This window comes from Cobetia sp. LC6, assembly GCF_030264805.1.
In the GTDB taxonomy this organism is placed as follows: domain Bacteria; phylum Pseudomonadota; class Gammaproteobacteria; order Pseudomonadales; family Halomonadaceae; genus Cobetia.
On the sequence record NZ_JASSPL010000007.1, the window covers coordinates 49,272 to 61,373 of the forward strand.

The 12,102-nt window shown below is 63.7% G+C and carries 8 protein-coding genes and 1 pseudogene; 6 read left to right on the top strand and 3 right to left on the bottom strand.

Annotation, left to right across the window (positions count from 1 at the left end; genetic code table 11):
- Nucleotides 1–31 precede the first annotated feature (31 nt).
- Nucleotides 32–535 carry a sigma D regulator gene (rsd, locus tag QQF40_RS09945; RefSeq protein ID WP_175088485.1) on the top strand — a complete coding sequence of 168 codons (504 nt, stop codon included), beginning with the start codon at nt 32–34 and terminating at the stop codon, nt 533–535.
- 93 nt (nt 536–628) lie between these two features.
- On the opposite strand, the gene QQF40_RS09950 is transcribed toward rsd, so the two are convergent.
- Both QQF40_RS09950 and QQF40_RS09955 read right to left on the bottom strand, forming a co-directional pair.
- Nucleotides 629–2,020 (bottom strand): FAD-dependent oxidoreductase, encoded by a 1,392-nt coding sequence (locus QQF40_RS09950; protein ID WP_175088486.1) that lies wholly within the window; start codon nt 2,018–2,020, stop codon nt 629–631.
- A gap of 258 nt (nt 2,021–2,278) precedes the next feature.
- The gene (locus QQF40_RS09955) at nt 2,279–2,935 is read right to left on the bottom strand and encodes a histidinol-phosphatase (protein WP_175088487.1); all 657 of its coding nucleotides are present in this window, start codon (nt 2,933–2,935) and stop codon (nt 2,279–2,281) included.
- 260 nt (nt 2,936–3,195) lie between these two features.
- Here QQF40_RS09955 and QQF40_RS09960 point away from each other — a divergent pair.
- A pseudogene (locus tag QQF40_RS09960) lies at nt 3,196–3,669 on the top strand (RNA pyrophosphohydrolase); the annotation flags it as partial.
- A gap of 308 nt (nt 3,670–3,977) precedes the next feature.
- Nucleotides 3,978–6,278 carry a phosphoenolpyruvate--protein phosphotransferase gene (gene ptsP / locus QQF40_RS09965; protein ID WP_285461208.1) on the top strand — a complete coding sequence of 767 codons (2,301 nt, stop codon included), beginning with the start codon at nt 3,978–3,980 and terminating at the stop codon, nt 6,276–6,278.
- Here the strand turns inward: ptsP and QQF40_RS09970 are convergent.
- Nucleotides 6,271–7,233 carry an NRDE family protein gene (locus tag QQF40_RS09970; RefSeq protein WP_285461209.1) on the bottom strand — a complete coding sequence of 321 codons (963 nt, stop codon included), beginning with the start codon at nt 7,231–7,233 and terminating at the stop codon, nt 6,271–6,273. The two genes, ptsP and QQF40_RS09970, sit on opposite strands and share 8 nt — an antisense overlap.
- Before the next feature lie 162 nt (nt 7,234–7,395).
- Here QQF40_RS09970 and QQF40_RS09975 point away from each other — a divergent pair, with 162 nt between their 5' ends.
- The 3 genes from QQF40_RS09975 (at nt 7,396) to lgt (ending at nt 11,996) form a co-directional block, all read left to right on the top strand.
- Nucleotides 7,396–10,209 carry a response regulator gene (locus QQF40_RS09975; protein ID WP_285461210.1) on the top strand — a complete coding sequence of 938 codons (2,814 nt, stop codon included), beginning with the start codon at nt 7,396–7,398 and terminating at the stop codon, nt 10,207–10,209.
- A gap of 73 nt (nt 10,210–10,282) precedes the next feature.
- Nucleotides 10,283–11,065 (top strand): sulfite exporter TauE/SafE family protein, encoded by a 783-nt coding sequence (locus tag QQF40_RS09980; RefSeq protein ID WP_175088491.1) that lies wholly within the window; start codon nt 10,283–10,285, stop codon nt 11,063–11,065.
- 127 nt (nt 11,066–11,192) lie between these two features.
- Nucleotides 11,193–11,996: a prolipoprotein diacylglyceryl transferase gene (lgt, locus tag QQF40_RS09985; protein WP_175088492.1), complete on the top strand. Its 804-nt coding sequence runs from the start codon at nt 11,193–11,195 to the stop codon at nt 11,994–11,996.
- The last annotated feature ends 106 nt before the right edge of the window (nt 11,997–12,102 follow it).

A 12,102-nucleotide genomic window follows, 5' to 3' on the forward strand; every position in this document is an offset into this window, starting at 1 on the left:
TATCGTTCGGGTCATGCCAGAGGAGGCGCCCATGCTGGAGGAATGCACCACTGCGGCGGAACGCTTTCGTGGCGTTCATCAGTTGGTTGATCGCTGGCTGGACCAGCGACGCGAGATGCTGGTCTGCTTCATGGATCTGCACGAGGCCTGCGTCAATGACCTCGATCAGCTCGAGATGACACGCGTCAATCGTTTCATCGAGCTTTTGATGGACTACATCTCGGCAGGGCATTTCGAGGTCTATCCTCAGCTCAAGGAAGAAGGCCGTGTCTTCGAGGATACCGCGGCACTGGCAGTCTGCGAGCAGCTGATGCAGCGTCTGGAGCCCTCCACCGAGCTGGTGCTGTCCTTCGACGAGGATTTCTCCAGCCCTACCCGCTGCCAGCACTATCGCGCCCGACTGCCGGAATGGCTGGCCCGCCTGCAGCAGGGGCTGACCGAGCGCTTCGCCCTGGAGGATCAGCTGATCCAGCGTCTGCATGCGGTACACGAGCCTGTTGCCCAATCTGCCCCGTCGGGCCAGTCGGTGTCCTGAGGCGCCTCCCGTCAGGCAGCCATCAAAAAGCCCCGCCAGCGAATGCTGGCGGGGCTTTTTGATGCTCATCCCGAGGCGTGTCTCGAAAGAGGCTTACATCAGTGAGGAGGCTTCCGGACGCTCGATCTCGGTCAGTTCGATCTCGCCGGTCAGCAGATCACGCTCGAAGGCTTCCTTGTCGATGTTGAAGCCAAGGAATTCCTGGGCGAGATACATGTCCTTCTCGGCGTTGCCCAGGCAGCTGGTGCCACCCGGTGACGGCGTCATGTTGAAGACGATGCCGGTGCCCGGATTGATCTTGGCTTCGCCCATCACGAGCTTCTGCTTGCTCTTGTCAATCAACTGCGGACGAACGCCACCGAAGCCCTTGGCGAAGCTGACGTCCTTGACGTCCAGGCTCGGCACGATCTTCTTGATGTCGCCGTGGAACAGACGCTCACGCAGCACCGGCACCTCGAACATGAAGTTCTTGAAGATGTAGTTGCGGATGTCGCGCACCTTCATCAGGTCCCATAGGGCCTTGACGACGTTGCGGTCCATGCGCAGCACCTTGAGGAATTCCCAGAAGGTCTTGCCGTTGTAGCGCTCCAGCAGCGGCAGCATCAGGGCGGTCGGGCCGAAGCGGGTCTTGCCTTCCACTAGCACGTCCGGGTCGCCGTGCACGGCGGCGAACGGCAGGTTCTCGTTCTGGATGGTGTAGACCTTGCCGTTGAGCACCTTCGGGGTGAAGTAGAAGGAGCCGGCCATCGGCAGGCAGGACTTGTCCAGGCCGTAACCCATCTTGTGGGCGAACAGCAGCGAGTGACCGCCGGCGCTGACCACGACATAACGTGCGCTGAGCTCGCCCTTGTCGGTCTTGACCTTGTAGACGTCACCTTCCTTGCGGATGTCTTCCACGGCGGTCGAGAGGCGAACGTCGAAGTTCATGCCTTTCTCGGCCGCTGCCTTCTCGCCTTCGCTGACGAAGGCTTCCGACAGGGTGGTGTAGTTGACGGCGGTATATTCGTCGGTGGAACCCAGCGCGACGATCTCCTCGTCAGGACGACGACCTTCCACCACCTTCGGCTCCAGCTCGGCGATGTCGTCACGCTCGAGCAGCTTCAGGTTGGGGAACAGCTGCTTGAAGGTGTCGAAGCGCTTGCGTAGGAACTGGCATTCCTTGGCACCGACCGCCAGCACCATCTTCGGATACTTGTAGACGATGTGATCGCGCTCACTCTCGCTGAGCTTGGTGGCGAAGTTGACCACCATGCCCGCGGTGCGCTTGGTCACACGCGCCTTCTCGACCGTGTAGTTGGTCTCGATGTCGCCGCAGTGAATGGTCTGGGAGTTGTTGCGACCGTGCGAGTTGACGATCGCGACGTGGTCGTACTTTTCCACCAGGCCGACCGACTTGAGGTCGGTGTAGCGGGCGAGTTCATAGAGAAGGGCGGTGCCGGACACGCCGCCACCCACAATCAGGACATCGTATGTCGTTGAGGACATGGCTGCTCACGCTCAAGGTTGGTGAGGGACATCCCCCGGACCCGACCGGGATTCCGGAGGCCGTCCTGCCGTGACGGGGCAAAAGTTGCCGCACCAGGCTCGACGGTTCGATGGACACACATTATAGACACATCTTGTGCGAAATGATTCAGCAAATAAGGTCGACTTTATGGTGAATGCTTGTAGCCACATGAAAACCTTATAGCTGAGGTTGCTCGACCTTATGGATCGATTAAATTCATGTAAATCAGTCTTTTATCAGTCGCGCAGTGAAATGATTCGCCAATCGCGCGCGTCAGCGGCGGCGCGCAGTTGCTCATCCGGGTCCACTGCGATGGCAGTATCGACACGCTCCAGCAGTGGCAGGTCATTGATGGAGTCGCTGTAGAAGGTGCTGCCATCCAGGGTGTGGTCACGTTCGGCGAGCCAGGCTTCGAGGCGGGTCACCTTGCCGGCCTGGAAGCTGGGGACGCCGCTGACGCGCCCGGTGTAGCGGCCGTTGACGACCTCGGGTTCGATGGCGATCAGCTCATCGACGCCCAGGCGGTCCGCGATGGGAGCGGTGATGAAGCGATTGGTGGCGGTGATGATCAGCAGGGTGTCGCCGCGTGCCCGGTGACGTGCCAGCAGCTCTTCCGCCCGCGGCAGGATGATGGGCTCGATCTTGGCGGCCATGAACTGCTGGTGCCAGGCCGCCAGCTGCTCCGGACTGTTCTCGGACAACGGCTTGAGTGAGAAGGCCAGGTATTCGTGAATGTCCAGCTCGCCACTCTGGTAGAGCTGGTAGTAGCGCTCATTGGCTTCACGATAGACGTTGGCGTCGACAGCGCCCTGTTCGACCAGAAATTCGCCCCAGGCGTGATCACTGTCCCCGGCGATCAGGGTATTGTCGAGATCAAAGATGGCCAGACTCACGGAAAACTCCTTGCTCTGCCCAGCCACACTCGGCTGGGCGACAGACACGGACAACAGAGCACGATAGGGTGCCGGCCCAGTGTTTGCGCGGGTGTACGGTGGCCGACGAGCAGTCTCGCTCGGCCGTGTTGCACTGCAATAGCGTGAAGGCAGCGATTATTGCAGAGGTGCTCGGGCTTTCACACCGCCAAACCGCGTATTGAAGCGCTTTCAGCCTTTGTGGAAGAATGGTTTCAATTAACGAATCAAAGGTGACATCCGTGATCGACGCTGACGGCTTTCGCCCCAACGTTGGCATCATCATTGCCAACTGTGAGGGCCAGCTGCTCTGGGCGCGCCGGGTAGGACAGAATGCGTGGCAGTTTCCGCAAGGGGGCATCAAGCCAAACGAGACACCGCAACAGGCGCTGTTTCGTGAACTCGAAGAAGAGATCGGCCTGAAAGCTGAGGACGTCGAGATACTGGCCTGCACCCGTGGATGGCTGCGCTACCGGTTACCCAGACGCATGGTAAGAACGCACTCCCGACCGATCTGCATCGGTCAGAAGCAGAAGTGGTTCCTGTTGCAGATTCGCTGCCAGGACAACCGCGTCAGTGTGGATACCACGCCCAATCCTGAATTCGATGGCTGGCGTTGGGTAAGCTACTGGTATCCGCTGGGGCAGGTCGTGGCCTTCAAGCGCGAGGTCTATCGGCGCGCCCTGCGTGAGTTGGCGCCGCGCCTGCAGCGTCTGGTGGACACCGAACGGCTCAAGGCACTCGCCGAGGGGGCATCGCTGCATGAGGCGCGAGGTGCCTGCGGGACGCCTGGGGCCAGTGGCTCGCCGGTCGGCACTGCCAACGCGGCGGCCAAGGGGCTCGATGGCACAGGTGCCGCTGGCTCCGGGGCCGGTGGCGCCAGCTCCAAGGGTCACGGGCGTCATTCGTCCGGCTGATGGCGTTGATGGGCGCGGGTGGCTAAGGGTGGGTCACGCCGCCTTGGCTGAGCAATCACCTTCTCGACGTCTTCGATGCGCGAGATACACCATGCTTGAGGTACTCCATGCTTGAGGTGCTACGTCGTATCGTTCAGGAGGTCAATGGCGCACGTTCTCTGGACGCGGCACTGGCGACCATGGTGTTGCGCATACGCAAGGCCATGAAGACGGACGTCTGCTCCGTCTATCTGCTGGCACCGGAAAGCGATCGCTTCGTTCTAAAGGATACCATCGGTCTGCGCTCGTCGTCGGTGGGGCAGGTCAGTCTGGCGCGTGGCGAGGGCCTGGTCGGGATGGTGGCGCTCAGGGAAGAGCCGCTCAACCTCGAGGATGCGCCCGCACACCCCCAATTCCGGTATTTCGAGGAGACCGGAGAGGAACGCTTCTCCAGCTTCCTTGGAGTCCCCATCATTCATCAGCGTCGTGTACTCGGGGTGCTGGTCATCCAGCAACACGAGAAGCGTCGTTTCGATGAAGGTGAAGAAGCCTTCCTTGTCACCCTCGGCGCGCAGCTGGCGGGAGTGCTGGCCCACGCGCTGGCCACCGGGGCGCTGGGCAAGCTGGCCGGTACCAGCGGCCAGGCGACCTTCTCCGGCGTGGCCGGCTCCCCCGGCATCGCCATCGGCAAGGCCTTCGTGCTGTCTCCGCCCGCCGACCTGGACGCCGTCCCCGATCTGATTCCCACCGATATCGAATTCGAGATCGCACGCCTCAAGGAGGCGATCAACGCCGTGCGCGAAGAGATTCGCGTCGCGGCGGAGCGCCTCGCCAGTCGTATCTCCACCCAGGAACATGCGCTGTTCGAGGTCTATCAGCAGATGCTGGGCGACGCGGCGCTGGGGCAGGAGGTCGAGAAGCGCATCCGTGAAGGACAGTGGGCGCCGGCGGCGCTGGCCGATATCGTGCGCCGCCATGTGCAGTATCTCGAGCGTGTCGATGACGACTATCTGCGCGAAAGAGCCGCCGATATACGGGATCTTGGGCGTCGCGTGTTGTCACACCTGCAGGAAGAGGGTGACAGCGGTCCGATCGAATACCCGGAAAACACCATCCTCATCGGTCACGAGATCAGTCCCGCCACGCTGGGAGAGGTCCCGCGTGAACGCCTCAAGGGACTGGTCGCGGTCAGTGGCTCGAGTACCTCGCATGTCGCCATTCTGGCGCGTGCGATGGGGATTCCCACCGTGCTTGGCATGGTAGATCTTCCGTTGTCGCGACTGGGCGGTGCACCGGTCATTCTCGATGGTCACCGTGGTCGACTGGTAGTGCGTCCCGAGATTGAGCTCGGCGCCTACTATTCTCGGCTGATCGAGGAGGAGCAGGCGTTGAGCGCGCTGCTGGAACAGGAGCAGGATCTGCCAAGCGTGACCCCGGATGGCCATGGTCTGCCGCTGATGGTGAATACCGGTCTGGCGCTGGATTCTGTCGCATCGCTCAAGTCGCGGGTCGGCGGGGTCGGGCTCTACCGCACCGAAGTACCGTTCATGATGAGTGACCGCTTCCCCAGCGAGCAGGAGCAGGCGCGTCTGTATCGTGAGCAGCTGCTGGGTTTCGCGCCGCTGCCGGTCACCATGCGCACGCTGGATATCGGCGGTGACAAGGATCTGCCCTATTTTCCGATCAACGAGGCCAATCCCTTCCTGGGCTGGCGGGGCATCCGGGTGACGCTTGATCACCCCGAGGTCCTGATGGTGCAGCTGCGAGCCATGCTGCGTGCCGCGGAAGGGCTGGACAATCTGCGCATCATGCTGCCGATGATCTCGGGGATCGAAGAAGTCGATACAGCGCTGGCGCTGGTCAATCGAGCGCTGGTCGAGCTGGCCGAAGAGGGCATCAACGTCTCGCGACCGAGTGTCGGCGTGATGATCGAGGTGCCCGCGGCGCTCTACCAGCTGGAAGCGCTCGCCACCCGGGTCGACTTCTTCTCCGTGGGCTCCAATGATCTCACCCAGTATCTGCTGGCGGTGGACCGCAACAACCCGCGCGTGGCGAGTCTCTACGATGCCTGCCATCCGGCGGTGTTGCGTGCCCTGGCGCGCCTGGCGGAAGAGTCGCGTGCGCTTGAGATGCCGGTGAGCGTCTGCGGTGAGCTGGCGGGCGACCCCGCCGGGGCCTTGCTGCTGCTGGGCATGGGCTTTGACAGCCTGTCGATGAATGCCCCGAGCCTGCCGCGCGTGCGTGCGGCCATTCGGCGGGTGTCACTGAGTGCGGCGCAGGGACTGGTGGACGAGGTGCTGTGTCAGCCCACCGCCGATGAGGTTCATGACCTGTTGCTCCACCGTCTGCAGGCCTGGGATCTGGCCCATCTGTTGCCGCCGCGCGACAACGCGCCCGTGGCGCAGAAGGCCGGCGAGACGACTAGCTGAGCCGCCAGCTGCCGATGTCTCCTTCCTCGCCGCTCCCTGTGGCGATCGAGCATGTCATGGCCCTGCGGCTGGCGATGGTGTGGCCCTCAGGGCTGAAGCGGCGCTCCAGCAGGGTCAGGGTCTGCACCACATCGGATGCATCAGCCGTGTCCCTTGCCGGGTGGCGTTGCCAGCGCACCAGAGTCGAGGCCCTGGTGCCATATTCGGCGCTGACGATGAATGGGCTGGACAGCAGGACTTCGCGTTCGGGCGTTAGCCCGGTGACCGGCAGCTGAGCCGGCGCGGGCCGCCAGTCATCCTTGAGCAGGTCGAGCAACGCATCGTCGCTCAATGTTCGTGTCGTTGTCTGACCAGCACGGGCTGATCGGTCGAGGAGGGCTGTCAGGCGGCCACTCAGGCGTCGTTGCTTGGGCCAGTCGGCCTCGGGATGGCCGTTGCTCAGGCTGTGGACGCCCGCGCCAAGACGGCTCACCTCGGCCCCTTGCGGGCCATGATGCAGGCGCCATAACGTCTTGCCATCGCAGACCAGCAGGTTGCACCAGTCCACGGCCTCAAGCGTCAGTGCAGACAGCTTCCGTGCGTCCGCTCCCTCCAGTGCCGCGGGCACGCTCTCTCCCGCGACCAGTGCGCGCAACCAGTCCTCAAGGCCCCAGCGTGAGCATCGGCCCAGCGCCTGACGCGCCGCTGCCGCGACCAGCTGGCCACGGCTGATGCTGGCCGTCGGGGCAGGGTGATCCAGCTGGCGCACATTGGTCAGCGTGGCGAGGCTGCCGGCGGGGTGCATGACCAGCCAACCGCCGCCGGCCACCAGGTCGCGTCCGCCGCACAGGACACCATCCGGCCATACGCAGAGTCCGGCGGTGGCGCGCGCGTGAAACTCATCCCGGTTGCCGATCAGTAGCAGGCATTCGCCTTGCGCCGAGTCCGGTTGCCAGTCAAATGCCATCAGGCACATGTCGCCACTCCATCAGGGGGTCGGGAGAAAATAGCGCCTCTGTCACGCTGGCACTGCATGACGCCTGACGGCGGCTTGCGTATGCTGCTGCTTTGTCTCGACAGCTTGCGCTGGTCAGCGGTCGGGCTTGCCGACGCCTCACCTACAGGATGCTTTCAGATCATGTTCTCGCGCCGTGCTTCCTCTGTCGAGTCACCGCCTGCGGCGGCGGTGGCTTCGAATCCCCAGAATCCCGCCAGTGGCCTGGAGAAGGTCTGGGCGCGCATGATTCGGCTGACGGCTGGCCCGCTGCTGCTTGCGGAGCTGGCGGTGGCGTTGTGCTTTCTGGTCGGGGCTGCCGTGGTCTGGGACAGCACGCAGCATGCGGCCGTCGATACCGCGCTGGGGGAACTCAGGAAGGAGCATGCGCTGGCCACGGCGCTGGTCAGTGAGCGCCTGGAAACCCAGCAGCGTCGCCTGCAGATCCTGGCACGCTACGCACGGCGCCATCTCGATTTCGGCGCCACCGGGAGCAGCGCCTATGACGATGGCCTGGACCAGTTCTCGCTCACCGAGCAGGGCCAGTTGTTCAGGCCGGTATCGCGCGGGGGAGCCGCACTCTATGGTGAATTCGAAGGACCGTTGAGCGATGAGGATCGTGACGCCGGGCGGCGACTGATGCATATGCAGTGGCTGCTGTCGGACCTCTACTCGTCGGACCCCCTGATCTCACGCCTGTTCGTGAGTCTCGATAACAGCATGGTCATGCTCTATCCCTGGTTCAACGTGCTGGACGCCTTCGCGCCGGGCAGCGATTTCATGCCCTACACCGGAGTGCTGCCGGACACCGTGCGTCAGCTTGCCGAGAATACCGACAATGGTGCGGCACGCGTGGTCTGGCTGCCGCCGCACCCCGGGCCTGCCGGTCTGCCGCAGATCACGGCGCTGGCTGAGGTCTCGCTCGGCAATGGTCAGAAGGCGCGTGTCGGGCTGGATCTCGCGCTGCCGCAGATGGAGGCGCGCCTGCTGCTGCCGGGGCATGCCCCCCCGGATGCCTTCTGGCTGGTCGATGACCACCTGAACGTCTGGGCGGCCAGCAGCAATGTCGGCGACGGCCATTCCCGGGAGCTGCCCGCGGATATCGCCCGCGCGATGGATACCAGTCTGCGTGGCGTCACGCTGGTCGACCCGCGCGGGACTCAGGTGGTGGTGTGGGACAGCTTGCCAGTCACGGGTTGGCGCCTGGTGTCCAGTACGCGACTCGAGGTGCCCGGTCAGGTGCCGTTGCTGACCCTGTTGCTGGGCAGTGGTGGCGCGCTGCTGCTGGTGTTTGCCGTCATCATGCTCATCTTGCAGTGGCGGCTCAGGCGCATGGATCAGCGCCTGGGGCAGCCCCTGGAATGGTTGGCGCGCCAGAGCGAGCGTATCGAGAACGGTGAAGTGATGGAGGAGTACCCGCCGGTGGGGCGGCAGGCCTATCCGGCGGATGACATCCTGCGTCGCCACCGTGGGGCGGTGGCCTTGCTGCGTCGTGGTCGCGGCCATGAGCTGGATGCCTTGCCGCTGCCGGCCTTCGTGATGCGTCATGGGCTGTTGGCGATGGCCAACCCGGCCTTCGAGAAGCTGTTCGGGCTGGTATTGCATGAGGCGCTGGGCCGGTCGGTGGGCAGCTTGCTGATGCTGGAGCCCAACCCCAGCGTGCCCAGCAGTCGTGAACTCCGGGTACATGACGCCGAGGGGCGCATGCGGCGCATGCGTCTGGAGCTGTGTCGCTTCAACAATGACCCGGCGCAGGTGCTTGGCGTGATGATCGATGAGTCAGAGCACGATCAGGCCAGCCAGCAATTGCTGGTCGCGCGTGACCGTGCTCGCGAAGAGGCGCGTCTGAAGAGTGATTATCTGGACATGCTGCACGCTGAGTTGACGCCGCCGCTGCAAGGCCTGGTGCGCAAGCTTGGTCAGCTCCGGCGTGAGCGCCATATCGAGGATGCCGAGCTCAGCCTGCTGCAGGGCCGCCTCGACAGCGTGGCGCAACTGCTGGATGCCCTGACCGAGCGTGAGGAAGTGGTACGAACGCCGCTGGAAGAGAATGACTTCTCGCCGACCGAGACGCTGGGGGCGCTGCTCGAGGACATGCAGCAGCGTCATCATGATGTCGGCTGCCCCTTCGAGTGGCAGCTGGGACCGATGCCGGAGGCATTGCGCGGTGATGTGCGTCGGCTTGCACAGCTGTTCGAGCATCTGGCGGAAGGCTGCATGCGCCACGAAAGCGCCAGTCATCAATCCTTGCTGCTTGAGCTGCAGCAAGGCTGTGAGCTGCCGGCCTGTCGCGATGCAGCGTTCTCTGCCGAGGGTTCAGATGACGAGGGCGCTGGCTGCTGTTGCCTGCGACTTGAGCTGCGTGGGCATGTCGGGCTCGATATCGGTCATCAATCGCCCTCGAGTCTTGTCATGGCGCGGCGCTTGATCGACGAGCTGGGCGGCAGCTATCGCCAGATCAACCTGGACGACGAGCAGGCGCTGGAAATCCTGCTGCCGATGACATGGCCGGGCAAGCCCACCGAAACCCGTATCCTGGTGGTCGATGACGGGCCAGTGAATGCGATGCTGGCGCGCACGGTGCTCGGGCGGCAAGGGTTGTTGGTCGATACCGCCAGCAGCGGCGAAGAGGCGCTGGCCGCACGTGGACAGCATTTCTACGCCCTGGTGTTCATGGATATCTTCATGCCCGGCATGGACGGCGTCAGTGTCAGCCAGCGCTGGCGCGAGCAGGAAGCCGCCGCCGGCAGTGAGCGGCGCAGTGTCATCATCGCGCTGACCGCCAATGCCAGTGAAGCTGATCGCGAGCGCTTCTTCGCCGCCGGGCTGGATGATTATCTGGGCAAGCCCTACCGGCCCCAGGCGCTGATCGACAAGGTCAGCATGTGGCTGCCTGACGTGACGCTCACGCCACGCGCGTCCGGCAGCGGCGAAGGTCCAGTATCAACAGAGGGCTGACGGTCATGGCGTTGAGAGGCCCTGGCCACTCTCGGCAGACAGTCACCGCAATGCAGCATGAAAGGAGTCAGGTATGTGGTGGTGGTATCCCTTGTTGGGCGCAGTCGCCGGCATGATTGCGGGTCTGTTCGGGATAGGTGGAGGGCTTGTCATCGTGCCGGTGCTGGCCGCGGCCTTCGTGCTGCAAGGCGTCGCGCCGGAGGTATTGATGCACCTGGCGATCGGCACCTCGCTGGCCACCATCGTGGTGACCTCGCTGTCGTCGGCGCGGGCACATCATGAGCGCGGTGCGGTGCGCATCGATTGGCTCAAGCGGTTGTTGCCGGGGCTGGTGGTCGGCACCGGGCTGGGCGTGGTGCTGGCCAGTGAACTGAGCGGCGAGACCCTCAAGCTGGCCTTCGGCGTCTTCGTGCTGCTGGTGGCGGCCAAGCTCGGGCTGGATCTCAAGGTGGGCCAGATGGCACAGGCCCCCGGGCGGGTCGGCCAGTTCGTGGGTGGCAGTACCGTCGGCGTGATTTCCTCGCTGTTCGGCATCGGTGGCGGCACGGTGATGGTGCCGATGCTTTCCAGCTGGCAGGCGCGCATGACCGAGGCGGTGGGGACCGCCGCCGCTGCAGGCTTTCCCATCGCGCTGACCGCCGCACTGACCAATATCGTGGTCGGTTGGCATGCCCCCAACCTGCCGGAACACGCCATCGGCTATGTCCATTGGGTGGCGTGGCTGGGCATCGTGCTGGTGTCCGTGCCGTTTGCGCGCCTCGGGGCGCGGCTGGCGCATGCCTTGCCGGCCCTGCTGCTCAAGCGCCTGTTCGCGCTGATTCTGGTAGTCGTCGGACTGCGGTTTCTGCTGGCGTGAGCGGGAATACGCTGCCTCAGGCAGGTCGTGTTCATGCTTTGACTGTTATGCTCTGCCCGCCTGAGAGGCGATGCCTGCATCGCTCAGTACGTTGATAGAGCCCGACTTCCTCATTCAAGGTTTTCACATGTTGCAATATCCTGAGATCGACCCCGTGGCGCTGGCGCTGGGGCCCTTCAAGATTCACTGGTACGGGTTGATGTACGTGATCGGTTTCGCGGCGGCCTGGGGGCTGGCACGAGCACGTCGCGCACGCGTCGGCCTCAGTCAGGACGCGGTGGGCGACCTGATCTTCTTCGGCGCCCTGGGTGTGGTGCTGGGGGGCCGCCTGGGGTACGCGCTCTTCTATGGTTTCGACAAGCTGCTGGCGGACCCGGTGTGGATCTTCAAGGTCTGGGATGGCGGCATGAGCTTCCATGGCGGCCTGCTGGGCGTGTTGATCGCGATGCTGTTGTTCGCGCGTCGCCATCAGCTGACCTTCTTCCAGCTGACCGATTTCATCGCGCCGATGGTGCCGATCGGCCTCGGCGCAGGACGGCTGGGCAACTTCATCAATCAGGAGCTGCCGGGGCGCATCACCGATGTCTCCTGGGGTATGGTCTACCCGCTCTACGGGCCGGAGCCGCGTCATCCCTCGCAGCTCTATCAGTTTGCACTGGAAGGTGTCGTGCTGTTCGCCATCCTGTGGTTCGTCTCGCGTGAACCGCGCCAGAAGGGCTTGATCTCCGGTCTGTTTCTGCTCTGCTACGGTTGCTTCCGGTTCATCACCGAATTCTTCCGTCAGCCGGACTCCCAGCTCGGCTTCATCGCCTTCGACTGGCTGACCATGGGCCAGCTGCTGTCGCTGCCGATGGTGCTGTTCGGGCTGCTGTTGATGGCCTGGTCGCGCGGTCAGGAAGTGGCGCAGCCGCCGGTGCCTCGGGCTTCCTGAGGTGGCAATGCAGGCGTGAATACAGGGGGCATTCGGTGTAAACTGGCCTCCTGCCAGATACGCAAGAACGCGGCCATCGGGTCGCGTTCTTGCGTATCTGGCAGCG

What these genes read in the sequence shown, in the direction of transcription:
- rsd (WP_175088485.1), top strand. Translation starts at nt 32, where the DNA reads ATGCTGGAGGAATGCACCACTGCGGCGGAACGCTTTCGTGGCGTTCAT.
- QQF40_RS09950 (WP_175088486.1), bottom strand. Translation starts at nt 2,020, where the DNA reads ATGTCCTCAACGACATACGATGTCCTGATTGTGGGTGGCGGCGTGTCC.
- ptsP (WP_285461208.1), top strand. Translation starts at nt 3,978, where the DNA reads ATGCTTGAGGTGCTACGTCGTATCGTTCAGGAGGTCAATGGCGCACGT.
- QQF40_RS09970 (WP_285461209.1), bottom strand. Translation starts at nt 7,233, where the DNA reads ATGTGCCTGATGGCATTTGACTGGCAACCGGACTCGGCGCAAGGCGAA.
- QQF40_RS09975 (WP_285461210.1), top strand. Translation starts at nt 7,396, where the DNA reads ATGTTCTCGCGCCGTGCTTCCTCTGTCGAGTCACCGCCTGCGGCGGCG.
- QQF40_RS09980 (WP_175088491.1), top strand. Translation starts at nt 10,283, where the DNA reads ATGTGGTGGTGGTATCCCTTGTTGGGCGCAGTCGCCGGCATGATTGCG.
- lgt (WP_175088492.1), top strand. Translation starts at nt 11,193, where the DNA reads ATGTTGCAATATCCTGAGATCGACCCCGTGGCGCTGGCGCTGGGGCCC.